The sequence below is a fragment of the Cyanobium sp. WKJ7-Wakatipu genome, from assembly GCF_024345355.1.
In the GTDB taxonomy this organism is placed as follows: Bacteria; Cyanobacteriota; Cyanobacteriia; order PCC-6307; family Cyanobiaceae; genus Cyanobium_A; species Cyanobium_A usitatum.
In genome coordinates this window covers 189,668-212,891 of record NZ_JAGQAY010000001.1, presented here as the reverse complement: position 1 = coordinate 212,891, position 23,224 = coordinate 189,668, and the positions used below count along the sequence as shown (strand labels likewise).

Genomic DNA, 23,224 nt, shown 5'->3' with positions numbered 1-23,224 from the left:
TTGGAGCCGGGCTGCTCACTCAGCGCACGTCGGGGCAATAAAGCCCAATCACATAGGTGATAAGAACCTCAGAATCCATGAGGCTGAGGTTTTCTTGGCGGGCGATCTGGCTCACGGCCGAGCTGGATGTGGCGGAGAGCCCCTGGGCGTTGAAGCCCTGAAACTGGCTGCAAAGCGCCTTTGCCCTCGCAGGGTTTTGCTTCACGGACTCAAGCAATTGGGATTGGGCCAGGGCAGGTGACCACAGGGCTGCCAGGCTGATCAGCAGAAGCGGCACCAGGCCGAAGATGTAACGGCCGCAGGTCGAATTAATGGGGGGGGAGTGGAGATTTGACAACGTATGCAGCCCCAAAGCTTCTCCATTTGAGCCACCAGTGGCGGCGGCTGGTGGCTGCTCTGGATCAGTTCGTGGAGCGGCGCTGAGCGCGCCGGATCCATTCGCTCAAGGTGGTCAGATCGAGCAGGGGGGAGGCCATGCCGGTGAGGCTTCGTTGCAGCCGGCCCATCTGTACCAAGAGTTGGTGCGGATCACTGGCCGCCAATCCAGCCCTGCTAGCGATGCCGGCGTAGAGCAGCAGGGCGGCTTCTGCCGGCTCGAGTCCCACCTCCACCACTAGCCGGGCCTGGCCCCGAAGCTTGATCAGCCGGGCCTCGCTGGCGCCGCCGCTGCGGCCGAGCCGGCGCAGGTCCTGGTCTTGGAGACCGGCGAGTTGGGGCCAGTCATCGATGCCGGCCAGCTCCAATTGGCGTTGTTCACGCTGAAAGTGAATCGGCAGTTGCCACATGGCTAGGGCTGTAGCTCAACATCACCACTTGTCAGGCTGCGGGTGGCTTCTGCCAGCACCACTGGCTTGCTCAGCCCCGGGGCGATCGTCTCGACGCGGCGCAGTCGCACATGCACCAGGTTGTCGGCGCTGCTGCGGCCGCCACCCCTGAGGTTTTGGGCTACTTGCTGAACTGTTGGTGCGGCGGCCCCATCCGCTAGGCCGTCTGGCGCTGCTGCCACCACCAGGTCGATGCCGTTGTCAAACACCACCGGCACACTCACGGCCCCAGCTAGCTGCACCCGAGGGGTGTAGCTCACCGCAAAGGCCAGGCAGGAAACGGCGAGCAGGGCCGTGAAGCTGGTGACACCAACCAGCCGAAAGCGAATCCCCCAGCGGCTCAGATAACCAACAATCGTGGTCAAAGCCAGGACCCCACTGGCGGCCCCCAGCCATTTGCCCGCTGTCAGCAGGATTGGATCAGCGGCCATAGGGCTGGTTGTTTGGGTTAGTGCCTTTATATTGCGCCCGTCGCAGGGGTGGCAGCCCACGGGAATGGCGGAGTTGCCAGAACAGAACCCTGGGCCAGTCACCGCTTCGCCGTCACTTGCACCCCCACCCTCGCCCCAGGGCCAGGGCAGCTTCCGCTTGCTGGCGGCGGTTACAGGCGGCTGCGGTGCCCTGCTTCTTTTGGTATGGGGCGGGGATCAGGCCCTGAGAAAGCTCTACGAGCACTGGAGACCTCGGCTTGAGCAGCCGCTCAGCCAGCTTGCTGGCCATCCCGTTGAGCTTGGCGAATATCAGGGTCTGGGCTGGGGTGGTCTGCGCATTGGGCCCAGTCGCATCGCCCCTGGGCGGCTGGATGGCTCCTCAGTCTTGGTGCGTTCGGTTTTGATGAGCGTGGATCCGCTAGCCAGCCTGCGCCAGCGGTTGCCAGTGGTGCATGTAGGCCTGGCTGGTGTGCGCGCTGAGTTGCGGCGCAACTCCCAAGGTCAGTATTGGGTGCCAGGGCGCCTTGCTAAAGGCAGCGAGCCGCCGCGCCTGGATCTCAGGTTGCGCCTGGTGGATCCCGCCTTGCTTAACCTGCAGCCTTCCGGTACGAGCCTCCGCCTCACGGGCCGTTGTGCAGTGCGGCCCCATCGCCGGGAGGTTGAACTGGCGGCATGGCTGCGAGCCGATGGAGCTGGTGACTCTCTGGCCATGGAGCTCAAGGGCAATTGGCAGAGTCAGCGCTGGGATGGAACCCTGCGGGCAAAGGCCTTGCAGCTAGCCCCTCTGCAGCGCCTCTTAGGCCTGCCTGGTCAACTTGCAGGTCGCGCAGATGGCACGTTCGCCTTGGCCTGGAGGGATCGACAGCCCTTCTGTCGAGGTGGAGCCCAGCTGCGCCAATTGCGCTGGCGGCCTGCGACCGGCCTATCCCGACTGGAGTTGCCATCCAGCCAACTGCGCTGCAGCGGCCAGGCGCTCGAGTTGGACCGCTCTGCTTGGCGCTGGGGCGCACCGGGCAGCAAGGGCCTGCAGGGCACCCTGCGGCTTGAGGGGCTGTGGCAGCGAAACCAGCTTCAGTTGCGCCAGTTTGAGCTGGCCCGCGGCCGCTCCTGGCTAAGGCTCAAGGGGAGCTTGGCCAGGCGTTTCGATCTGACGGGTCAATGGCAGCTCCGGCCCGGTGACCTCCCCCTGCAAGCCGGCACCCCCGCCTGGGTGTTGAACCAGCAAGTGGGCGGTTCAGTGACCGCCAGTGGGTCGTGGCGCCTGCCCCAGCTCCAGGCCCGCTTTGGTCAGCCCAGTAACCCGTTGCTGGGTCGCTGGGATGCGGTTTTGGATTGGCGCGACAAGCGCCTAGTGCTGCAGCGTTTCAGTAGTGCCCACCTCTCCGCCCGTGGCGTGTTGCCCCTGGGCCTGCGGGCCGGTGAGGGGCTGGTGCCAGGCCAGCTCGATCTCAACTTGGAGCTGCAGCGCTACCCCCTCGAGCGGCTCGATCTGCTTGTGGGCACCCAATTGCAGGGAATCTTGCAGGCCACTGGCCGGGTTCGGGGCCCTCTCAAAGCCTTGAAGCCAGACCTGGATCTCCGGATCGACCAGCCCGGTGCCGGCCCCCTTAGCTTGAGGGAAAACTGGCAGGGCCAGTGGTTTGGTGATCCGGCTGGTGGTGGGCGCCTACGCATGCAAGCCCTCGCCCCTGCGCCGGTGGGGGTGCTTACGGCCCGCCTCGATTCCCATTGGGTCCCCCGTGCAGTTCGCCTTGACCGGGCCGGCGGCACTCTGGAACTCAACGGCAGCCCTCGGGCCTACCGCTGGCAGGCATCCCAGTTGCCCCTCGACGGATTGCAGCTAGCCCTGGGGCCAAATTCGAGGCGGCAACCCCTGCAAGCCCGGCTGAGCGGTCAGGGCCTGCTTGAACTCCAACCCCTGGCCTTCAGCGGTAGCGCCCAGCTTGATCGACCGGTGTTTTTGGGCGTCTGGGGGAAATCGGCCCAGGCGAATATCCGCTATGCCAAGCGTCGCTACTCAGTCCAAGGAGCTATCTCTCCCCTTGCTGGGGGCAACCTTGCCATCGATTGGAGTGGCGTGTGGCATGGCGCCTTCCGAGCCCGCCTTCAGGGTGAGCGATTACCGCCGCTGTTTTTGCAGCAGTTGGTCAGGGCCTGGCCCCAGTGGCGCGGAGTGAGCGCGCCGATCCTGGGCCGGGCCAGCGACATCGGCACCCTGCTGATCGATACCTTTAGCGGCAGCGTTCAGGACCAGCTGCGGGCCCTGGAGCTTGCTCGAGCTCGGCTGAGCGCTGCCCGGCTGGAGCGTGACCGGCAAAGCAGTCCTCAGGAGCGACTGCAGCGGCTGGCAGGTCAGATCGACGCCGACCTGCGCCTTGACGGAGCCAGCCTGCTAGAAGCCCGCGCCGACCTCCAGGCCCGCGCCCACCTGTGGTTGCCTGAGGCAAACCAGGACCAGCCCCTTACCTCCGTGCCGGTGCTGGTGAAGTTCACCGGGCCCCTGCGGCGGGGGGCTGGCAATTTCAGCCTGGCCGACCTGCCCCTTGAGCTGTTGGCGCTGCTTACCCCTGTGCCCGCGGGATTGCGGGGCCGCCTATCTCTGCAGGGGCGCTACCGCCTCGGAAATCCCCAACCTGAGCTTGCCCTCAACATCAGCCTGGTTGATGGCTACCTAAGGGAAACGGCTTTGGTGCTGGAGCGGAGCACCATTCAGCTGGAGCAGGCCAGGCTGCTCCTCGATCTTTCTTTGCGGGCGGCCGGGGCTTCAAGCAGCGTCGAATTGGCGGGTGTTGTGCCCTTGGATCCGGGGAAGCAGGGTCTTGAACTGCGCCTGGCTAGTCGTGACGACGGCTTGCGTTTCCTGGCGGGGCTTGCCCAGCCTGCCCTGCAGTGGAATCAGGGCAGCGGCGACCTGCAACTGCTGGTGCGCGGCAGCGTCAGAGAGCCGATCGCTAACGGATTTTTGCGTTTCAGGGGTGCTCAGTTGCAGTTCATCGGCCAAAAGGTTCGTGACGTCGATGCCACCGTGCTGTTCGACTTTGAGCAGCTCCTGCTTCAGGAGTTCAACGCCAAGGTGGGAGATAAGGGAGTGGTGCGTGGTAGAGGAAGCCTGGGGCTGTTTCGCCCTGAGGCCACAGCTGATGGCAAAGACGCCAACCTGAAGGTAGAGCTTGAAAAGGTGCCCTTTGCCATGTCTCGGATCAAGGCCGTGGCTGATGGGTCCCTTCAAATCGGAGGCAGCGTTGCTGCCCTTGATATTGGCGGGGAGCTGGCAATATCAAGGGGCAGCGTCAACGTTCAGCCGGCCCGACTGGCCAGTGAAGCCAATCTTGCGGCACCGGTAGCTAGCGCTGTTGAATTGCTCGAATCCCGCTGGAATTACGACCAGCCCTTGGTACTGCTCGGTCCCGATGTGGAGAGCAACGCTAGTGAGGCCCTGCGTGCCGCCGTACCTAACGCCAGCTTTGTGGGTTTCGATGACCTGAAGCTGAAGCTGGGTCCCGACCTGAAGGTGGGTATACCCAACCTGGCAAGTTTTGGTACCAGTGGGCTGCTGCGTCTCAATGGACGGCTGGATCCGAGCCTGCGCTTGCAGGGTGTGGTGAGGTTGCTGAACGGCCGACTCAACTTGTTCACCACCACCTTTGGACTCGACCCCGAATCTCCAAACGTTGCGGTGTTCACACCCTCCATGGGATTGATTCCTTTTCTTGATATCTCCCTGCGTACCAGGGTCTCCGACAACCTGCCGAGCACCAGTGGTATTGGGACCGCCGGCAGCCTGTCGTTGCAAGACTTTCAGGCGGCTGGCGCCACCAACTCCCTCGACCAGCTCAACTTGGTGAGGGTTTTCCTGAGTGTGAGCGGCCCGGCGGACCGGCTTGCCGACAACCTGGTGCTGCGCAGTTCGCCACCGCTCTCGGAAGATCGGCTACTGGCCCTGATCGGCGGCAATACTCTGGCCGGCCTGGCGGGATCGGCAGGCGGCACTGCTCTTGCCACCGCCCTAGGCCAAACCCTGCTTTCGCCCCTGCTCGGCACCCTCGGCGATGCCTTCGGCCAGCGCCTCAGCTTTGCCCTTTATCCCACCTACGTGAATCAAGCTGTTTCCAGTGGCGCCGCACGTCGATCAGGCCGGGTGCCGCCCCAGCTGGTGCTGGGAGCTGAGATAGGTCTTGATCTCTCGGAACGCTTCAATGCATCCGTGTTGGCTGCCCCCAACCGCTCCGACGTACCCCCCCAATTAAATCTGAATTTCAAAGCCTCAGAATTGCTCAACCTGCAAGGGGCCGTCGACGCCCAGGGTGCCTGGCAGACCCAGTTGCAGCTGTTTTTCCGCTTCTGAGCTTGTTTATTTCGATGCAGCGATTCCGATGAACCAGTTGATCGGGGTGGATCTCGGTGGTAGTGCCATCAAGTTGGGGCGCTTCAGCGAAGCCGGCGATCTGCTGGCGGAGCTGCAGGTGCCTACGCCCCAGCCAGCGGTGCCTGGTGCAGTGACAACTGCGATCGTGGCGGCGGTGCAGCAACTAGATCCTCAGCGGCTGGCCGATCGAGTTGGGGTGGGCCATCCGGGGCCGAGTGACCAGGCCGGCCGGGTGGCGCGCATCGCCATAAACCTGCCGGGTTGGCTGGATGTGCCCTTGGCCAATTGGCTCGAGCCCCTGCTGGAGCGCCCGGTGACCCTGGCCAATGATGGCAACTGCGCCCTGCTCGGTGAGCACTGGCTCGGGGCGGCCCGCGGAGTTGGCGATGTCTTGCTGCTCACCTTGGGCACGGGCGTGGGCGGAGCGGTGTTGCTTGATGGCCACTTGTTTACAGGTCATCGGGGGGCGGCCGCCGAGCCCGGGTTGATCGGCCTCGATCCCGCTGGTCCGCCCTGCAACAGCGGTAACAACGGCTCACTGGAATCCTTCTGCAGTCGCCGTGGCTTCGATCGCCTCTCCAGCGTGGATCCGGCCGAACTCTGCCGCCGGGCCACTGGCGGCGATGGCGAAGCCCTGGCGGTGTGGCGGGCCTATGGCCAGCTGCTGGGGCAAGGTTTGAGCTCGCTGCTCTATGTGCTCACTCCGGAGCTAGTGCTGATTGGTGGTGGCCTCAGCGGCGCCAGCGATCACTTCCTGCCAGCGGTGTGGCAAGAGGTGGAGCAGCGGGTGCAGGCGGCCAGCCGGGAGGGTCTGACGATTCGTCGCTGCAGCCTCGGCAACGGAGCCGGCCGGCTGGGGGCGGCTCGCCTGGCGCTGCAACGTTTGGCGCCCAGCTTGGGATGATGGCTTGATGATTCCTGATCCCTCCCCTGACCTGCTGGCCCGGGCGGCCCAAGTGCGCCGCTGCGCCATGGCTCTTGGCCAACTCGATGATGGCCAGCGCCGTCTGGCCGTGCTGGCCATGGCAGAAGCTCTAGAGCATGCCAGTGAAGCCATCTTGGTCGCCAACCAGGCCGATCTTGAGGCGGCTGCTGCCGAGGAGCTGGCGCCGGCGCTGGTAGCCCGGCTCAAGCTTGATGGTCCCAAATTGGCAGGGGCGATCGCGGGTGTGCGCCAGGTGGCGGAGCTTGCCGATCCGGTTGGCCGCCGTCAGCTCCACACCGAGCTAGATGCGGGGTTGGTGCTGGAGCGGCTGACGGTGCCCCTGGGGGTGCTGGGCGTGATCTTTGAGGCGCGGCCAGATGCGGTGATGCAGATCGCCTCCTTGGCAATTCGCTCCGGCAACGGCGCCCTGCTCAAGGGTGGCCGCGAGGCCACCCGCAGCTGTGAGGCCATTCATGCAGCGCTGCGCCGTGGCCTTGCCGCTAGTGCGGTGCAGCCCGATGCCCTGGAGCTGCTCACCAGCCGGGAGGAAAGCCTGGGGCTGCTGAAGCTCGATGGTCTGGTGGATCTGATCATTCCCCGAGGTTCCAATGCCCTGGTGCGCTTCATCCAGGACAACACCCGTATTCCTGTGCTGGGTCATGCCGATGGCATCTGCCACCTGTTTGTTGATCGGGCCGCCGACCTTGAGCTGGCCCTGAAGGTGGCACTGGATTCCAAGACCCAATACCCGGCAGCCTGCAACGCGATCGAAACCCTGCTGGTTGACGCGGCGATAGCTGCCGATTTTCTGCCCAGGGCCGTGCTGGCCTTCGGGGCCGCCGGGGTTGAATTGCGCGGCGATGCCGCCGCCATGGCGCTGGGTGTGAGCAATGCAGCCTCAGAGGACGACTGGAGCACCGAATATTCAGACCTGATCTTGAGCGTGAAAGTGGTGGCCGATCTGGATGCCGCCCTCGAGCACATCGCCCGCTACGGCTCGCGCCACACCGATGCGATCTGCACCGGAGCTGCCGCCACTGCCGACCGCTTCCTGGCTGCGGTTAACAGCGCCGGGGTCTACCTCAACTGCTCCACCCGCTTCGCCGATGGCTTCCGCTACGGCTTTGGCGCCGAGGTGGGCATCTCCACCCAAACCATGCCCCCCCGCGGCCCCGTTGGGCTGGAGGGTTTGGTGACCTATCGCTACCGGCTGCGCGGCGAGGGCCATATTGCCGCCGATTACGCCAGCGGCGTGCGCCAGTTCAGCCATCGCCCCCTGCCCCTTTGAGCTTCCTTCCCGTTTGCAATGGCTGGACCGTGAGCGATGCGATTCAGGTGCGAGGCCTGCGGCTTTGGGCCCATGTGGGGGTGCTCGATTTCGAGCGCAGGGATGGCCAGTGGTTTGAGCTGGATCTGGAATTGGGCGTGGATCTCAGTGCTGCTGGCCGCAGTGATGCCCTTGGCGACACCCTGGACTACAGCCAGTTGATCACCGCCCTGCAACAGCAGGCCCGCAGCCTGAGCTGCCAAACCCTGGAGCACTACAGCGAAAGGATTTTCGAACGGATCGAGGAGCTCTATGGCCCGGTGCCGGTCTGCATTGAACTGCGCAAGTGTCAGGCCCCGGTGTCTGGTTTTGAGGGGGTTGTGGCGGTGCGGCGCAGCCGGCATCACTAGGCAAATTTGAGGCAGAACCCGCCTCTGTGGTGAAAGTCAGGTTCGCTGCCGGGATGGGCCACGGCCCAGTATGCCAGCTCTCCGCTGGAGCTTTGGAGCACGGCGGACACCCCAACTTCGAGCCCCGCAGCTGCCCGGTGGGTGCCCAGCGCTGGTGGCAGCGCGCAAGTAAGGCTCAAGCTCAATTGTTTGTCATCGCCCCTCACGCTGAAGGGGAGTTGCTTGTAGGCAGGTTCCTCAGCTAGCCCCTGCCGGTAGCCCTCTAGGTGATAAACGTTCCAGTGACCGGCGGGCGAAAGGTTGTACTCCCAGTAGTCGCTGTTACCTGCAGCGGCAAGAAAGAATTCCAGGCAGGTTGCTTGCCAAAGAAGGTCTTGTCGCAGTGGTGGGCCGCTGCTGCGAGCAATCCTCAACTTGGCTAGTTCGCCCTCAAGCTGGAATGTGATCTGCAGAGTATTCTCAGCCACGTTGAGTTGGCCATGGAGTGAGTAGAGGTCAAGTTCCCCCTGCATTTCGGCTGCACAAGGAATTAATTTGAAGCTGGTGCTGTTCATCGCAGTTTTGCCACAATCTGCCGGATTTTTTCTTCCTGGGCCTCAATGCTTTCGGTGAGACGAAATTGCACTAGAGCCCTTGCGAGGTTGTGGTTGGGATGGGTGGTACGAAAGTAGACATTCCCAGCTAGATGGTCACTTAAGAAGCGTAGGCCTAGCTCGAAGCTGATCAGCCTTACCGACACGTAGATGTAATCTAGGTCCGTATCACTTAGGGATGTTCTTGCCGCGTCCAGGTAGCCCTCCAGGAGGGTCTCGCAGAGATCGAGATCAAATTTGACGCTATCAGGCTCACAGGCTTCTTCCCCCGCTGGATTGCAGGCTGAACGCAAGCAATCACCAATGTCGTAGTGCACCAGGCCTGGCTTAACTGTGTCTAGATCCACCATGCTCACGGCAGTTCCCGTGTGAGCGCAGAGCATTACATTGTTTATTTTGGGGTCACCGTGAATAGGCCGCAGCTGCAGAAGGCCCGCTTTATTGGCGTCCTCAAGGATCGGTGCCAGTTCGCGGCGTTGCTCTACGAATGCAGCACACCATTGCTCCCGACCGTCCTGACCTATTGGGCTGCATAGCAGAGCTTGGTCGTAGGCCGCCAGGTAGGTCGGTGTGACGTGGAAACCCGGCAGGGTGTCGGCTAGTTGCTCTGGGGGCAGCTCGCTGATCAGCAAGTGGAATAGCCCCAGGCCGCGACCTACCTGCCGGGCCTGCTCCCGGTCCGTGATCGCCTCAACCGTCACGGCCTCTTCGATGTAGCTCTGTAGACGCCAAAATTGGCCCTCTGCCCATAGCCAGGGTCGGCCGGTATGGCGGTTTGCGATTAGCCGCGGCACTTCCCATCGTTGTCCGATCAGAGGATGCTGCTCGGCATGCGCGCTGAGCGCCTCCAGGTTTTGCATCACCAGCTCCGGTTGGGGAAACACCCCGATATTGAGCCTTTGCAACACGTAGCGGCTTGCTGTTGACCCCCCCGAGTGCACCTCCAACAAATAGGTGTCGTTGACGTTGCCATTACCAAGGGGCGCAATCGTTGTGACAGGTCCGGGGAGGGCAAAGGCCTCGGCGACCGCCACCAGCTCCGGTGCAGGAGTGGCCATCAGGCGGCCACCAGCCCGGAATGGCGGATCAGCGCCTCGCTGCTTGGCTGACGCCCTCGGAAGGCTTCGAACACCTCAGCTGGGGAGCGGCTGCCACCCAGGCTGAGCACGGTGTCGCGGAAACGGCGGCCGGTGGTCACGATCTCCTCCTCCTGCTCCAGGCCCACCTCCTCGAAGGCACTAAAGGCATCGGCGCTGAGCACCTCAGCCCACTTGTAGGAGTAGTAGCCGGCCGCATAGCCGCCGGCAAAAATATGGCTGAAGGCGCAGAGGAAGGCGTCCTCGGCTATGGGCTCAAGCACCGTTGTGGTGGCAGCGATTTGGCGGCGCAGTTGATCCGGACTCTCACCGCTGTCGGGGGTCCACTGGCTGTGCAGGCGTAGATCGGTGAGGGCAAAGTGCACCTGGCGCAGGGTGGCCCCCCCAGCCATGAAGGTGCGGGCTGCCAGCAGCTTTTGGTATTCGGCTTCCGGCAGTGGTTCGCCGCTCTGCCAGTGGCGTGCCATGCCCATCAAGGTGGCCCGGTCGTAGCACCAGTTCTCCATGAATTGGCTGGGTAGCTCTACCGCGTCCCACTCCACGTTGTTGATACCGGCGGCCTGGGGCCGCTCCACCGTGGTGAGCATGTGCTGGAGGCCATGACCAAATTCGTGGAAGAGGGTTTCGACCTCGTCGAAGGTCATCAGGCTGGGGGTGTCCCCCACCGGTGGGCTCTGGTTGCAGATCAAGTAGGCCACCGGCAACACGGGCTCGCCGGTGGCGCTGCGGGAGCGGCCGAGGCATTCATCCATCCAGGCACCACCGCGCTTGCTGCCAGGGCGGCTATAGGGATCAAGGTAAAAACCGGCCAGGGGCGCCCCGTTACGGGCTTCGAGCACTCGGAAATAGCGCACATCGCTGTGCCAGATCGGTGCTTCCCCATCTGCGGCCACTATTTGTATGTCGAAGAGGCGCTGGCAAAGAACAAACAGTCCCTGCAATACCTGCTCCAGGGAAAACCAGGGTCTAAGGGCCTCGCTGTTGAGCTCGAAACTCTCCTGACGCAGCACCTCTGCCCAGTAGCTCACGTCCCAGGGCTTGAGCTCAGCTGCCTCGGGTGCCCCGTGGCGCCTGGCGCAGGCAGCAAGGGCGGCGAGCTCCTGCTGGGCCACTGGGAAGGCTGCAGCGCGCAGGTCTTCAAGTAGGTCTTCGACCTCTTGCACCGAGCCTGCCATTTTGGAGGCCAGGCTTACCTCGGCCCAGTTGGCATAGCCCAGCAGCTGGGCTTGCTTCAACTTCAGCTCCAGGATTTGGGAAATCAGGGGATTGTTATCCAGTTCGCCGCTGGCGGCCCTGCCCACCTGGGCGCGGTAGACCTTTTCGCGCAGGTCCCGGCGCTCACTGAATTTGAGAAAGGGCACCACCCTCGGCATATCTAGCCCCAGGCGCCAGCCGCTTTCACCGGCATCAGTGGCAGCTTGGGCCAGCAGCTGCCGCAGGCTGGCTGGTAGGCCGGCCAGTTCGGCTTCGCTGTTCAAAGTGAGGCTCCAGCCGTTGGTGGCATCGAGCACGTGGTTGCCGAAGGCGGTGGCGAGTTCGGCGAGCCGCTCACAGGCGGAGTTGAAGGCTTGCTGCTCCTGCCCCTCCAGGCCCACGCCCCGCAACTGCATGTCCCGTAGCTCCGCCGCCAGGATGCGGCTCTGGGTGGCATCGAGCTGGCTGGGATTGGCTTGCAGTGCCTCGAGAGCCCGATATATCGGACGCGATTGCCCAGCGCGGTTGCCGAATTGCACCACGGCCCCCTGCTGCTGTTGGTGGGCCTCCCGCAGGGCTGGTGTGTTGCAGACGCCATTGAGATGGCTCACCACACCCCAGCTCCAGCGCAACCGCTCGCCAAGCTGGTGTAGAGGCTCCATAACCTCCTCCCAGCTGAGCGACTCGGATTCGCCTAAGCGCAGCTCAAGCCTGGCTTCCTGGGCGGAGAGCGATTCGTTTAAGTCACTCAGTAAGGCAGGGATCGCCTGCTCTACCTGCTCCGGCGTGATCGCATCGAAGGGCGGAAGACCCTGACCAACCAGCAAGGGCAGGGGTGCGCTCAGGGTCATGGATGGGTGATTTGGTGCACCCATTCCAGCCGATCCAGCAAGACTTTGTGAGTTAGCCCAGGGCGGTGGCCCGGCCCATGGCAATCAGTGCAGTTGCACTCAATTGCTGGGCCAGGGCGTTGGTTGAGGCCTCATAGACATCGATTGCCAGCCTCGGCCAAAAGCCAATCGCCAGGGTTGGTATCAGCAGGGTGAGACCAATAAAAAGCTCCCGTGGACGCATGTCGCCCACCACAGCTAGGGCCGGAATTCTGGGACCGAAGAACACCCGGCGGCAGAGGCTGAGCAGGTAAACAGGAGTAAGTACTAATCCGATCGCTGCCAGCACGATGGCGATCACCCGGAAGCCGATGGTGAAGTCGTCGTTGGCGGTGATGCCGAGAAACACCGTGATCTCGCTCACAAAGCCACTCATCCCTGGCAGGGCAAGAGAAGCAAGAGAGCTTGCCAGGAAAAAGGCGAAGGTGATCGGCAGGGCCTTGGCGAGGCCGCCCATGTTGGGGATTGAAAGGGTTTTGGTGCGTTCGTAAAACACGCCGGTAACAAAGAACATGGCAGCTGCGATCAGGCCATGACTGATCATCTGCAACATGGCGCCGCTGATGCCAAGGGCATCTACTGCACCAATACCGAGCAGCACAAAACCCATGTGGCTCACGGAGCTGCAGGCAATTCGCCGTTTGACATTGTCCTGGGCAAAAGCATTCAGGGCGCCATAGACGATGTTGACAATGCCCAGCACAATTAGGGCTGGTGCCAACCTCAGATGCACCTCTGGAAGCATCTGCACGTTGAAGCGCAGCAGGGCGTAGCCACCCATCTTCAGCAGCACCCCTGCCAGCAACATCGATACGGGCGCATTGGCTTCACCGTGGGCGTCGGGCAACCAGGTGTGGAGGGGGAACATTGGCAATTTCACCCCGAAGCCCACCAGGAAGCCCAGATAACAGAGCAGGCCAAAGGTGCCACCGGGGGAACGGCTGGCGAGCTCTGAGAGGTTGAAGCTGAAGCTGTCGCCTGAGAAGGCAAGAGCAAGGCCGCTCAACAAGATCAGCAGGGAGGCTGTGGCGGTATATAAAATAAACTTAGTGGCCGCATATTGACGTTGCTTGCCACCCCAGATTGCGATTAACAGATATACCGGTACCAGCTCAAGCTCCCAGGCAAGGAAGAAAAGCAGAAAGTCTTGGGAGAGAAAAACCAGGCCCTGGGCTGAGGCCTGAACCAGCATCAGGGCGAAATAGAGGCGGGTTTTAGTCTTGATGTTCCAGCTGGCTGCCACCGAAAGCAGGGTTACCAGGCCTGAGAGCAGCACCAGCGGCGTGGAAAGGCCATCAGCTGCCAGGGACCACTCCAGGCCCATGGCCGGCACCCAGCTGACCCTTTCCACCAGTTGCAAATCACTGCTGGAGCCATCGAAGTGCCTGCTAAAGCAGAACAGCATCAGGCCAAGGTCAATCGCCAGGGTGGCGAGGGCCAGGGTGCGGGGCCACTTGGGGTCGCTGCCATCTCCTGGCAGCAGGGGCATTACCAGGGCGACTGCTGCTGGCAGCAGCACGATCAGGCTCAGCCAGGGAAAGGCCGATTCCGCTGCTGGAACGCCCAGGCTGGACGCGGCTAGCAGGGGCATGTTGACGTCCATCACGGCCCGATTGCAGATCTGGTGATTCGCTGAACAAGGCCGAGGTCAGGCGGTGCTCAAATCGAGTACCAACCTATCAGCCCCGGTTGCTCGACTGAGTAAATTTACTCACTGGCGGCGAGCTTCTGGTCTGGCAGGTTCTCCCAGCGGCTGCCCAGTTGCTGGATGGCCAGCACCTCGGAGCGGGACTCAACCCCGGCTTGGTGCCAGGCCCGCACCATCGCCCTGCTGACGTTCTCGGCTGCTGGTTTGGGGCACAGGGCAAGCAGGCTTGGACCGGCGCCACTGATCACGCAACCCCAGGCTCCCGCTGCTAACGCCGCCTCCCTCACGGCCTTGCCACCGTGAATCAAGCCCCAGCGGTAGGGCTCATGCAGGCGGTCGTGCATGCCATCGGTGATCAGGTCGCCATTGCCGGTGCGCAGCCCCTGCAGCAGCAAGGTGAGGGAGCCCAGGTTGATCACCGCATCCCCCACCGGAATCGATTTGGGCATGGCCCGCCTTGCTTCGCTGGTAGTGAGCCGGATAGCGGGGATTGCCACCACGGCCTGTACCAGGGGCGACCACTCACAGCGCACCACTCGCCAGCGGTGGGACGCCGCTTTGGCTGTCATGCACAATCCCCCCACCAGGGATGGCACCACGTTGTCGGGATGGCCTTCGATATCAATGGCCAACTCCAGCAGCTTCTCGCGGCTGAGGGGCTCGCCCACCAGCGCATTGGCGCCGATAAGCCCAGCCACGATCGCTGTGGCGCTGCTGCCTAGACCTCGGGCCGGCGGCACCGCCAGCCGCACTCTTGCCTCAAGGGCCACCGGCTCCTCGCCAGCTTCTTTCCACACCCGTTGAGCCGAGCGATACACCAGGTTGTCGGGCCCACCGCGAAGGTGGGCACCTTCGCTGCCTTCAATAATCAGATCAAAGCGCTCGCTGCCTCCCTCGATGCAGCGCATCTGGAAGACGTTGTCGAGATCCAGGGCAGCCCCCAGACAGTCAAAGCCTGGGCCCACATTGGCGGTGGTAGCGGGAACGTGAACCTCAACCCCTTGTCCGACCCGGGGGCGCACCATGGGACAACTTCTGCTGCGCCCAGTGTCTCAGGCCAGCAGCATGCGCGCCCGGCAGGCCGCGCTGAATTGGCCAATGGCCGGATCAACCACGGCCGTGATCGGCATGCTTGCCAGCACCGGCTCTAGCCGACCTTTATTAAGGAATGCCCGGTTAAAGGTGGGCGAACGCAGGTTTTCCAGCAGTTTTCCTGCGGTGCCGCCGGCCAACCACACCCCTCCCCGGCTCAGACCCGCCAGGGCCAGATCGCCACACACACTGCCGTAGCAGCCGATCCAGATCTCCAAGGCTTCGCAGGCCAGGCTTTCCCCTAGGGCAGCGCTGGCTGCCACGGCAGCGGGCAGTTCCGACCCTTCGGCTAGCGGGGAAAGGGCATGGTCTCCGCCGGGGTGGCGGATGTGAAGCAGCCAGCGCGCCACTTCGCCCAGGCCCGTGCCGCTCACCACCCGCTCGATCGAGACTCGCTCCAGGCTCCGCTCTTGAGCGAGCCACCGTTTGAGCTCCCATTCCTGCTGGCTGCGGGGGGCGAATTCAGCGTGGGCGGCCTCGCTGGCCACCGCTACCAGCCCAGTTGGGGTTGGTACCCCGTAGGCCACCCCCAGACCCGTTCCCGCACCTAGCACCAGCAAGGGCGCCTCCGGCCTCGCCACCCCCGGGCGGATTGGCGCCTGTTGCTGTGGGGTGAGGTGGGGCAGCCCGTAGATCAATACGGCGAAATCATTGACCAGCTCAAACCGCCCTATACCTGTGGCCGCAGCCAGCTGGCTGCCATCAAGCTGCCAGTGAAGGTTGGTTAGTTGGGCCTGACCCGCCTCCACCGGCCCAGCCACCGCCAGGCAGGCGGCAGCTGGGCTGGGCTGGCCAACACCCAGAAAGCTGTCAAGCATTGGGGCTAGGTCGTCCCAGTCGGCGGATAGGTAGCGCTCACTGCGCAGCAGCTTCAATTCACCCCCGGCCTGCAGCTGATACAGGGCGAGAAGTGTCTTGGTGCCGCCGATGTCCCCAGCTAGAAGGGTGGTCACTGGCCGGGTGTAGTGACCGCCGGCAGGCCCAAGCCGGCTGCCCGCTCGGCATTTGCCGTCACTGCTGCAGCCAGCAGGTTGGCCACGGCCACGCTGCCGAGCTCGCCTTCGCGCCTGCTGCGCAGGCTCACGGCACCTGTTTCAGCCTCCTTGGCGCCGATCACTCCCAACAGGGGGATTTTCATCTGCTCGCCGTTGCGAATCAGCTTGCCGAGGCGCTCGCCGGAATGGTCCAGGGTGGCGCGGATGCCAGCGGCCTTGAGCTGCTCCAGTAGCTGCTCGGCGTAGGCCATCACCTCATCGGTAACGGGCAGCAGCCGGATCTGCTCGGGTGCCAGCCAGAAGGGGAAATCGCCGGCGTAGTTCTCGGTCATGATCCCGAAAAACCGCTCCAGCGAACCGAAGATGGCCCGGTGAATCATGATCGGGCGCATTCTTGAGCCATCAGCGGCTACGTACTCCAGTTCGAACCGTTCTGGCAGGTTGAAATCGAGCTGGATGGTGGAGCACTGCCACATTCGCCCGATCGCATCTTCGATTTTTAGGTCGATCTTGGGACCGTAGAAGGCGCCGCCGCCTTCATCGATCTTGTATGCCCAGCCCTTGCGATCGAGGGCCTCGATCAGGCCTTGGGTTGCCAATTCCCACACTGCGTCTTCGCCGATTGATTTCTCCGGCCTGGTGGAGAGATTTATTTCGTAGGTCTTGAAATCGAAGGTGGAAAGGATCTCTTCTGTGAGATCAAGGATGCGCAGGATCTCATCGCTGATCTGCTCTGGTAGGCAAAACACGTGGGCGTCATCCTGGGTGAAGCCGCGCACCCGCATTAGGCCGTGCATCACACCCGGGCGCTCATAGCGATAAACGGTGCCCAACTCGGCCCAGCGAATTGGCAGCTCCCGGTAACTGCGCAAGGTGCTTGCGTATGTGAGCACGTGAAAGGGGCAGTTCATGGGCTTGAGCTGGTATTGCCGCTCATCTACTTGCATGGGGCCAAACATGCTCTCGGCATAGAAGTCGAGGTGGCCGGAAGTCTTCCACAGGCTGATATCAGCCACGTGTGGTGTGTACAGCAGTTCGTATCCAGCTGCGAAATGGGCCTGACGCCAAAAATCCTCGATCAACAGGCGCATCCGCGCCCCGCGGGGATGCCAGAACACCAGTCCAGCCCCGGCCTCATCCTCGATCGAGAACAGATTCAGGTCGGTGCCCAAGCGTCTGTGGTCCCGTCGTTTGGCCTCTTCCTTGCGCCGCTTGTGTTCCGCCAGTTGTTCAGCTGTTTCCCAGGCGGTGCCGTAGATGCGCTGCAGCTGGGCTTTGGTTTCATCGCCACGCCAATAGGCGCCGGCGACGCTCTCAAGCTCGAAGGCCTTGGGGTTGAGCTCGCTGGTATTGGCTACGTGGGGCCCGGCGCAGAGGTCCCACCACTCCTCCCCCAGGGTGTAAAGACTTATGGGCTCCTGGATCCCCGCCAGGATCTCCAGTTTGTAAGGCTCGTTTTGGGCTTTGATCCTGGCCTCGGCTTCAGTGCGGCTTACTTCGATCCGCTCAAGCGGCAGACGCCGGCCAATGATCTTGCCCATCTCCTTTTTTATTGCCTTGAGATCGGCCTCGGTGAAGGGATCGGGATTGTCGAAGTCGTAATAGAAGCCGCTCTCGGTCCAAGGGCCAATGGTGACTTGGGCCTGGGGAAAGAGCTTCTGCACAGCCATGGCCAGCACATGGCTCATCGAGTGACGGATGCGCAGCAGCTGGTTGCTTTCGCTGGTTTTGGGCAGGGCGATCGGAGCGGGCTCGGAGCTGCTTGGGTTCACGGGCACTGATCGCGCGGCTAACTAAGGCGAATGTCGATCCTACCCAGCGCTCCTAAGCTGGATCTATGGGTTTTTCTCCTCCAACACCCGAGCATCAATCCCCCGGCGTCCTGCTTGATCAGCTGCTTGGGTCCTTGCTCGACGACTTCAGTTCCTGGTTTGAACGGGGTTTGTTGCTGCTAGATCACTGTCCGGAAACCGTGATGCCCCAAGACCAGCAGCTGATCCCGCGCGATCACCTGGTGCAGGCCCGCAAGGAACTCTGCGCTGCCACCAGCTTGCGCCAGGCGGCTCCGATACCAATGGCCCTCGAGATGGAAACCCTGGCTCCCTGGCATCAACTGATGTTGTCGGTGTGGAATCTTTCGGCGGCCCTGCGCCGGCATGGGGTGACCCTGCCGTGATGGGCGAGCGCCGCAACCTGGCTTTGAGCTACGTCCTCTGGGCCCTAGGCCTGGTGGGAGTGTGTGGCGTGCATCGCTTTTACAACCGTAAGCCCCTCAGCGGCACTCTCTGGTTGCTCACTTTTGGCCTCTGCTTCGTGGGCCAATTGGTTGATCTCTGGTTGATGCCCGAACTGGTTGACCAGGCGAACCGGCCTTTGGTGTTATCAGGCTCGACCCTCTCGGTTGAGCGGCAGCTAGTTCATCTGGCTAGGCGCAGAGGTGAGCTGGGCTTCACCCTCAATGACGCCCTCGTTGAGATGGAGTTGCCGGCTGGGGTGGAGAGTCGCCAGGTGCGTGATGAGATCCAAAGGTTGCTCCATGCTGAGCTGCTGGATGTCGGCAATGACGAGCGGGGCCGGGTGATCTACAAGGAGCCTTGAGACAGCGACGTTTTTTGCTGTTGCTGGGGCTGGCGGCTGGAGCGTCGCTGCCCATGGGGTTGTGGAGTTGCCCCCTGCGTCAGCTCACGGGCATACCCTGCCCCACCTGCTACTTAACGCGCTCCGTGCTGGCGACCCTGCATGGCGACCTCGCCCAGGCCCTGGTGTGGCACGCTTTTGGCCCGGTGCTGGTGGGGCTAGCGCTGGCCCTGGGGCTCTGGACTTTTTTAGGTGGCCGCCTGGCGTCTCGGCGGCTGCTGCAGTTGGCCTGTTCCGCTGCGCTGCTCGCATTTGGCTACTGGCTGCTGCGGCTCTGGGGCTGGAGCCAGGGCCAGCCTTTGCCGACCTGAACTGCCTAGAAAGCTCCTAGGCGGGCGGCAAGAAACCCAGTGTTTCCCGCACCCGTTTGAGGGTCTCATCGGCCACGGCCGCAGCCTTGTGTTGGCCATTGCGCAGCACCTCTGCCACCGCGCCTGGCTGCTGCCGCCACTCCTGATAACGCTGCTGCACGGGCCTTAAGGCCTCTACGGCAGCTTCTGCCAGCAGGGGCTTAAAAGTGCCCCAGCCCATGGCGCCGCACTGCTCGGCTGCCTGCGAGCGGCTTTTGCCGGCCAGCAGGGCGTAGAGCCCCAGAAGGTTGTCTGCTTCCGGGCGCTCCGGATTACCGAATTCCAGCCCCATGGTGGGGTCGGTTTTGGCCCGTTTGATTTTTTTAACCACCAGTTCCGGCGGATCCAGCAAGCTGATCCGCGAGCCCTCGTTGGGGTCGCTTTTGCTCATCTTTGAGCTGCCATCAGTGAGGCTCATCACCCGGGCCCCTTCGCGCAGGATCAAGGGCTCGGGCACCTTGAGCACAGGAATTACTTCACCGTCTGGATTGCGCTTGCCAAAACGAGCGTTGATGCGCTGCTGGGCAATGTCGCGGGCGAGTTCGAGGTGCTGCTTTTGGTCCTCCCCCACTGGCACCAGATCAGCGTCGTAGAGCAGGATGTCGGCAGCCATCAGCACCGGGTAATCCAACAGGCCCACAGACACCTGGTCTCCGTGTTTGATTGCCTTTTCCTTGAACTGGATCATCCGCTCCAGCCAATTGAGCGGGGTGACGCAGTTCAGCAGCCAGGCAAGTTCGCAGTGGGCACTCACGTGGCTCTGCACGAACACGGTTGAGCGATCGGGATCTATGCCGCAGGCGAGATAGAGAGCTGCTGTTGAGAGCGTGTCCTCGGCGAGCTGGGCTGGCTGATGGGGAACTGTGATCGCATGAAGATCCACCACACAAAAAAAGGTGTCGTGGCTGCTCTGGAGATCAACCCAATTACGGATTGCGCCCAGCCAGTTGCCGAGGTGCAGAGCCCCAGTGGGTTGCACCCCAGACAAAACCCTCGGCCGTGCCATGGGACTCAGCTCGCGGTGCTCTCAGGATTTTCGGTGCTCTCAGAGTTTTCGGGGCTCTCAGTGCTCTCGGGGGCAAGATCTTCGGCGGCAGCTTCGATCTGCTCGTCCGGGGCAGCCTCTTCAGAGTTGGTCTCGATGGGCTCAGCCACGGGAGCAGGAGGCTTGCTTGGGCGAGCAAAGGGATCGATTCGAGGTGCCCGCTCCTGGCGGATCACCCGGTTCTCGCCACCCCCCGGCCGGCGCTCCGCGCGGGGTGCATCACCCCGTGGACCGGCCTGGGCCCTTTGCTGAGCGACTAGTTCGTCGAGCTTTCCATCCTCGAGCAGCTGGGCCACCGTGCGAATGGCGAAGCCCAGGGCAGCCACTGTGGAGCGCAGCGCGAAGCCCTCCTGAATGGCTCTGGCGGCACGCATCTCGTTGTCGCTGAGCCGGATGCGGAATCCGCCGGGTTCGCGGTTGCCTGGCGGCCGGCCGCCACCGGCGCGCCCTCCCTGGTCATCGCGAGATTGAGAGGGGGTGGTTTCGTCGGCCATCGCCTCAGCCTGTGCAGTCAGGGGCAAGTGTGCCGCATCGGCTGGCCAAGGGGGGGGTGAGCCAGTGCAGCCGATGGGGCTCCCGCTGCCCGCTGCGAGCTAGCACGATCAGGGGCAAGGACCGCACGGTTCCTGGTTGAAACTGGTTTCTATAGGTCTCCAGCAGCTCCAGATAGGCAGTAAAAGTCCAGCCGTGGTTGCCTCGCTCCTGGTGACCCCAAAAGTGGCGCAGCGCCTCCTGGCAAGCCGGTTGACCGAATTCCTGCCAGCAGCGCAGCTGGGCTGACCAGGCCGGCTGTCCGGCGGCGATCCAGGCCCGATAGCGCACCAGCTCCGGGGCTTCAGCACTGGCATCTGGCGGCAGCACCAGGGCAAGCTGCTCCAGTGATATGCGGCGCAGCCTCAGCCAGCAGCGCTCCAGCAGGGCCACCGGCAGGTTGCCAACCCAATTGGGAGCAGCCTGCAGCTCCACTGCCCAATCCAGCAGCTGGGCCTGCTGCCTCAGTGTCAGTTGCGGCAGGTGCTCAGCCATGGGTGCCCTTAAAGGTGATTGCGGCGCTGGCGTATTCCCGGGGTTCGAGGTGGATCGTGCAGCGCACCCGACCAAACCGGGCCTCTAGGTGCTCCTCCACCAATTCGGTGATCCGGTGCGCAGTTGGCAGGTTATTGGTGTCCACAACCATGTGCATGTCGATGAACACCTGCTGGCCGAGCACCCCGCGGCTGGCGATGTCGTGGCAGTTGAGCACCCCCGCAACTTCCATCGCGACCTGGTGAATGGCCTCCGGAGCAATGGCGATCTGATCAACCAACTGGGGCAGGTTGGTTCGCAGCACCGACCAGCACACCCGCACCAGAAGCAAGCACAGCGGAATTGCTAGGGCGACATCGAGCCAACTGAGGTTGAGCCACAGCGCTCCGGCCAGGCCCACCAGCACCACCGCCGTTGTCCAGATGTCGCTGCTGGTGTGGGCCGCATCGGCCTTGAGCAGCGGACTGCCTAGCCTTCCTCCCTCGGCCCGCTCGTAGCTAGCCAACAGAATGTTGATGCCGAGCACGAGCAGTAGCACCAGTAGCTCCCGGCTGTCCATTCGCAAGGGCTGGAGTCCGGTGCGCAGCCTTCCCAGGGCGGCCTGCAGGATCTCGAAGGCAGTGAACAGGATGAAGGCTGCAATTGCCAGGGCACCCACCGCTTCGTACTTGTGGTGCCCGTAGGGATGGTCCCGGTCTGGTTCGGGATCCGAAAGTGCGTTGGTCACCAGTCCCAACAGACTTGAGAATCCGTCAGTGGCACTGTGCATGGCATCCGCCAGCACGGCTAGTGAGCCACTCAAGAGGCCCAGGAGCAATTTCAACAGCGTCATGCTGATGTTTACGGCCAGGGCCACCAGCAGCACTCGCTTCACTTGTTCGCGAGTGTCTTGGCGAAGCTCCATTGGGTTGTCCAATACTCCTGGAGCTGGCAAGGCAGACCCCCGACTCGCGCCCAAGCTATTGGCATTTGCCGCCTGCGCAGCGTCTCAGGCTGAGCTAAAGATGCATCAGCTTGTCCAGCGCCGTTGACGCCGCCGGTGACCCTCCCCCAGCTCGCCGGGTTAGCCATGGTCCGCCAGGCCATGCCCACGACCCTCAAACCTTGGCTGCCGGCTATCGGCACCGGGGTCATGGGCTGGTTTGCCCTCGATGGGCTGCTGCGGTTGAGCCACCTGCCCATCGCCTCTGGCCTCACCTTGGCGGGCCTGGGCCTGGGTGCTTCGCTGCTGCGGCGCCGCCAACCCCGGGGGCCAGCCCCTACGGATGTGCCCGGCTGGCTGGGGCGCCTGGAGCAGCTTGAGGGCCAGTTTTTACGCTTGGCAGGGGAGTCAACCCCAGCCCAGGCTGAGCTAGCCAGCCGGATGCGCAAGAACCAACTGGCAGCCCTGCGCCAGGAGCTTGATCGGCAGGGCTTGCAGTTGGCCTTAGTGGGTACCTGTCCTCCGGCTCTGGCTCTGCAACCAGATCTGATCGAGGCCCTCCGTGGTGCCGAGACACTTCAGTTGCACTGGGCCCACCCCTTGCCGGCCTGGAGTAACGATTGGTCTTGGCCTGAAGCATTTGCAGCCTGCGACCTGCTGATCCACCATCTGCGCACGCCTCTCTCAGCTGCCGATCTGCGCTGGCTCGAGGCCCTACCCGCCGCTCAGCCCGCCTGGCTGCTGGTGGAATTCAACAGAGGTGACCAGACTCTCGAAGCTCTTGCCGCTGAATTGCGCTCCCAGCTTGGACAGGATCTCTCCCAGCGATTGCTCTTTTGGAATGGCCTGCCCACGACACTTACAGCCAGCATTTCGCCCCTAGCCCGGCAGCTCGCCAGTGCCGGAGCGGAGCTGCGCCGCGGCCGGCAGCTGCGTCGTCTTGAGCAATTGCATGGCCTTTGGCAGTGCGAGCTTGAGCAGTTGCGGCGGCAGCACTTTCTGCCACTGCAGCGGCGCACCCAATGGCTGGTGGCGGCCGGTGTCGTGGCGGCGCCCCTGCCGAGCCTCGACCTGCTGGTGCTGGCGGTGGCGAATGGCTTGATGCTGCGCGAGATGGCTCGCCTCTGGGATTGCCCCTGGACCTTCGAGCAACTGCAGGCCGCCGCTAGCGAGCTAGCCAAGGCAGCACTCGCCCAAGGGGTGGTGGAGTGGAGCAGCCAGCTTCTTACTGGCCTGGTCAAATTGCATGGCGCTACCTGGCTGGTGGGGGGGGCGTTGCAGGCGCTCAGCGCTGCTTATCTCACCAGGGTTGTGGCCAGGTCCATGGCTGACATGTTGGCCCTCTCGGCGGGGGTGAGCGAGCCGGATCTCGCCGAGATCAAACGCCAGGCACCCCTGTTGGTGGCTAAGGCAGCGGCGGCTGAAAAACTCGACTGGCCTGCTTTTCTCGAGCAGGGCCGGCAATGGCTTCGCAACCAGTCTGAGACTGGCTCCCTGGCCGAAAGCGTCTGA

Annotated in this window: 22 protein-coding genes; 8 read left to right on the top strand and 14 right to left on the bottom strand. The window is 63.1% G+C overall.

Going from position 1 to position 23,224, the window contains the following annotated elements:
* Positions 1-19: 19 nt before the first annotated feature.
* The 3 genes from KBY83_RS01115 to KBY83_RS01105 all read right to left on the bottom strand — a co-directional run bounded on the left by KBY83_RS01115 (position 20) and on the right by KBY83_RS01105 (position 1,255).
* Entirely contained in the window at positions 20-277 is a 258-nt protein-coding gene (locus tag KBY83_RS01115) for a hypothetical protein (protein WP_255017879.1), read from the bottom strand.
* A 124-nt stretch (positions 278-401) separates the two neighbouring features.
* On the bottom strand, positions 402-785 hold the full coding sequence (locus KBY83_RS01110; RefSeq protein WP_255017878.1) for a DUF4332 domain-containing protein: 384 nt from the start codon (positions 783-785) through the stop codon (positions 402-404).
* A gap of 2 nt (positions 786-787) precedes the next feature.
* A complete protein-coding gene (locus KBY83_RS01105; RefSeq protein ID WP_254997196.1) occupies positions 788-1,255 on the bottom strand; it encodes a Ycf51 family protein in 468 nt (155 codons plus the stop codon).
* A 64-nt stretch (positions 1,256-1,319) separates the two neighbouring features.
* Between KBY83_RS01105 and KBY83_RS01100 the strand changes: the two genes are divergently transcribed.
* From KBY83_RS01100 to KBY83_RS01085, 4 genes are read left to right on the top strand one after another with little or no spacing between them, the layout of a single operon-like run.
* On the top strand, positions 1,320-5,600 hold the full coding sequence (locus tag KBY83_RS01100; RefSeq protein ID WP_255017877.1) for a translocation/assembly module TamB domain-containing protein: 4,281 nt from the start codon (positions 1,320-1,322) through the stop codon (positions 5,598-5,600).
* Positions 5,601-5,628: 28 nt separating this feature from the next.
* A complete protein-coding gene (locus tag KBY83_RS01095) occupies positions 5,629-6,525 on the top strand; it encodes an ROK family protein (RefSeq protein WP_255017876.1) in 897 nt (298 codons plus the stop codon).
* Between the two features lie 7 nt (positions 6,526-6,532).
* Positions 6,533-7,834, top strand: coding sequence for a glutamate-5-semialdehyde dehydrogenase (locus KBY83_RS01090; RefSeq protein WP_255017875.1), 1,302 nt, complete (start codon positions 6,533-6,535; stop codon positions 7,832-7,834).
* On the top strand, positions 7,831-8,223 hold the full coding sequence (locus KBY83_RS01085; RefSeq protein ID WP_255017874.1) for a dihydroneopterin aldolase: 393 nt from the start codon (positions 7,831-7,833) through the stop codon (positions 8,221-8,223). The genes KBY83_RS01090 and KBY83_RS01085 overlap by 4 nt, the downstream gene beginning before the upstream one ends.
* On the opposite strand, the gene KBY83_RS01080 is transcribed toward KBY83_RS01085, so the two are convergent.
* The 7 genes from KBY83_RS01080 to thrS form a co-directional block, all read right to left on the bottom strand.
* Positions 8,220-8,735, bottom strand: a complete 516-nt coding sequence (locus KBY83_RS01080; protein ID WP_255017873.1) for a DOMON-like domain-containing protein — start codon at positions 8,733-8,735, stop codon at positions 8,220-8,222. The genes KBY83_RS01085 and KBY83_RS01080 overlap by 4 nt on opposite strands.
* A gap of 38 nt (positions 8,736-8,773) precedes the next feature.
* The gene (locus tag KBY83_RS01075; protein ID WP_255017872.1) at positions 8,774-9,874 is read right to left on the bottom strand and encodes a phosphotransferase enzyme family protein; all 1,101 of its coding nucleotides are present in this window, start codon (positions 9,872-9,874) and stop codon (positions 8,774-8,776) included.
* The gene (locus KBY83_RS01070) at positions 9,874-11,958 is read right to left on the bottom strand and encodes a M3 family metallopeptidase (protein WP_255017871.1); all 2,085 of its coding nucleotides are present in this window, start codon (positions 11,956-11,958) and stop codon (positions 9,874-9,876) included. The genes KBY83_RS01075 and KBY83_RS01070 overlap by 1 nt, the downstream gene beginning before the upstream one ends.
* Before the next feature lie 52 nt (positions 11,959-12,010).
* A complete protein-coding gene (locus KBY83_RS01065) occupies positions 12,011-13,600 on the bottom strand; it encodes an NAD(P)H-quinone oxidoreductase subunit 4 (protein WP_255017909.1) in 1,590 nt (529 codons plus the stop codon).
* Positions 13,601-13,704: 104 nt separating this feature from the next.
* Positions 13,705-14,670: a homoserine kinase gene (thrB, locus tag KBY83_RS01060; RefSeq protein ID WP_255017870.1), complete on the bottom strand. Its 966-nt coding sequence runs from the start codon at positions 14,668-14,670 to the stop codon at positions 13,705-13,707.
* Between the two features lie 27 nt (positions 14,671-14,697).
* Entirely contained in the window at positions 14,698-15,690 is a 993-nt protein-coding gene (locus tag KBY83_RS01055; protein ID WP_255017869.1) for a glucokinase, read from the bottom strand.
* The gene (gene thrS, locus KBY83_RS01050) at positions 15,687-17,420 is read right to left on the bottom strand and encodes a threonine--tRNA ligase (protein ID WP_255017908.1); all 1,734 of its coding nucleotides are present in this window, start codon (positions 17,418-17,420) and stop codon (positions 15,687-15,689) included. Before thrS ends, KBY83_RS01055 begins: the two co-directional genes overlap by 4 nt.
* A 149-nt stretch (positions 17,421-17,569) precedes the next feature.
* On the opposite strand from thrS, the gene KBY83_RS01045 reads away from it, so the two are divergent.
* The 3 genes from KBY83_RS01045 to KBY83_RS01035 are packed head-to-tail and all read left to right on the top strand — an operon-like array spanning position 17,570 to position 18,680.
* Positions 17,570-17,908, top strand: a complete 339-nt coding sequence (locus tag KBY83_RS01045; protein ID WP_255017868.1) for a DUF2605 family protein — start codon at positions 17,570-17,572, stop codon at positions 17,906-17,908.
* The gene (locus KBY83_RS01040) at positions 17,908-18,330 is read left to right on the top strand and encodes a TM2 domain-containing protein (RefSeq protein ID WP_254993776.1); all 423 of its coding nucleotides are present in this window, start codon (positions 17,908-17,910) and stop codon (positions 18,328-18,330) included. Before KBY83_RS01045 ends, KBY83_RS01040 begins: the two co-directional genes overlap by 1 nt.
* Positions 18,327-18,680 carry a DUF2752 domain-containing protein gene (locus tag KBY83_RS01035; protein ID WP_315858908.1) on the top strand — a complete coding sequence of 118 codons (354 nt, stop codon included), beginning with the start codon at positions 18,327-18,329 and terminating at the stop codon, positions 18,678-18,680. Before KBY83_RS01040 ends, KBY83_RS01035 begins: the two co-directional genes overlap by 4 nt.
* A gap of 16 nt (positions 18,681-18,696) precedes the next feature.
* Here KBY83_RS01035 and trpS read toward each other — a convergent pair whose 3' ends face one another.
* Genes trpS through KBY83_RS01015 form a run of 4 tightly spaced genes read right to left on the bottom strand, consistent with a single transcriptional unit; the run spans position 18,697 to position 21,694 of the window.
* Complete coding sequence (gene trpS, locus KBY83_RS01030) at positions 18,697-19,725, bottom strand: tryptophan--tRNA ligase (RefSeq protein WP_255017867.1); 1,029 nt, start codon at positions 19,723-19,725, stop codon at positions 18,697-18,699.
* A gap of 5 nt (positions 19,726-19,730) precedes the next feature.
* Positions 19,731-20,258: a hypothetical protein gene (locus KBY83_RS01025; RefSeq protein ID WP_255017866.1), complete on the bottom strand. Its 528-nt coding sequence runs from the start codon at positions 20,256-20,258 to the stop codon at positions 19,731-19,733.
* A gap of 4 nt (positions 20,259-20,262) precedes the next feature.
* Complete coding sequence (locus KBY83_RS01020) at positions 20,263-20,790, bottom strand: hypothetical protein (protein ID WP_255017865.1); 528 nt, start codon at positions 20,788-20,790, stop codon at positions 20,263-20,265.
* A complete protein-coding gene (locus tag KBY83_RS01015) occupies positions 20,783-21,694 on the bottom strand; it encodes a cation diffusion facilitator family transporter (protein ID WP_255017906.1) in 912 nt (303 codons plus the stop codon). Before KBY83_RS01015 ends, KBY83_RS01020 begins: the two co-directional genes overlap by 8 nt.
* Before the next feature lie 135 nt (positions 21,695-21,829).
* On the opposite strand from KBY83_RS01015, the gene KBY83_RS01010 reads away from it, so the two are divergent.
* Complete coding sequence (locus KBY83_RS01010; protein WP_255017864.1) at positions 21,830-23,224, top strand: YcjF family protein; 1,395 nt, start codon at positions 21,830-21,832, stop codon at positions 23,222-23,224.

Bases quoted from the DNA above. Each gene is read 5' to 3' on its own strand.
- KBY83_RS01110 (WP_255017878.1), bottom strand. From the start codon at position 785: ATGTGGCAACTGCCGATTCACTTTCAGCGTGAACAACGCCAATTGGAG.
- KBY83_RS01105 (WP_254997196.1), bottom strand. From the start codon at position 1,255: ATGGCCGCTGATCCAATCCTGCTGACAGCGGGCAAATGGCTGGGGGCC.
- KBY83_RS01100 (WP_255017877.1), top strand. From the start codon at position 1,320: ATGGCGGAGTTGCCAGAACAGAACCCTGGGCCAGTCACCGCTTCGCCG.
- KBY83_RS01095 (WP_255017876.1), top strand. From the start codon at position 5,629: ATGAACCAGTTGATCGGGGTGGATCTCGGTGGTAGTGCCATCAAGTTG.
- KBY83_RS01090 (WP_255017875.1), top strand. From the start codon at position 6,533: ATGATTCCTGATCCCTCCCCTGACCTGCTGGCCCGGGCGGCCCAAGTG.
- KBY83_RS01080 (WP_255017873.1), bottom strand. From the start codon at position 8,735: ATGCAGGGGGAACTTGACCTCTACTCACTCCATGGCCAACTCAACGTG.
- KBY83_RS01075 (WP_255017872.1), bottom strand. From the start codon at position 9,874: ATGGCCACTCCTGCACCGGAGCTGGTGGCGGTCGCCGAGGCCTTTGCC.
- KBY83_RS01070 (WP_255017871.1), bottom strand. From the start codon at position 11,958: ATGACCCTGAGCGCACCCCTGCCCTTGCTGGTTGGTCAGGGTCTTCCG.
- KBY83_RS01065 (WP_255017909.1), bottom strand. From the start codon at position 13,600: ATGGACGTCAACATGCCCCTGCTAGCCGCGTCCAGCCTGGGCGTTCCA.
- thrB (WP_255017870.1), bottom strand. From the start codon at position 14,670: ATGGTGCGCCCCCGGGTCGGACAAGGGGTTGAGGTTCACGTTCCCGCT.
- thrS (WP_255017908.1), bottom strand. From the start codon at position 17,420: ATGAGCCATGTGCTGGCCATGGCTGTGCAGAAGCTCTTTCCCCAGGCC.
- KBY83_RS01045 (WP_255017868.1), top strand. From the start codon at position 17,570: ATGGGTTTTTCTCCTCCAACACCCGAGCATCAATCCCCCGGCGTCCTG.
- KBY83_RS01040 (WP_254993776.1), top strand. From the start codon at position 17,908: ATGGGCGAGCGCCGCAACCTGGCTTTGAGCTACGTCCTCTGGGCCCTA.
- trpS (WP_255017867.1), bottom strand. From the start codon at position 19,725: ATGGCACGGCCGAGGGTTTTGTCTGGGGTGCAACCCACTGGGGCTCTG.
- KBY83_RS01025 (WP_255017866.1), bottom strand. From the start codon at position 20,258: ATGGCCGACGAAACCACCCCCTCTCAATCTCGCGATGACCAGGGAGGG.
- KBY83_RS01020 (WP_255017865.1), bottom strand. From the start codon at position 20,790: ATGGCTGAGCACCTGCCGCAACTGACACTGAGGCAGCAGGCCCAGCTG.
- KBY83_RS01015 (WP_255017906.1), bottom strand. From the start codon at position 21,694: ATGGAGCTTCGCCAAGACACTCGCGAACAAGTGAAGCGAGTGCTGCTG.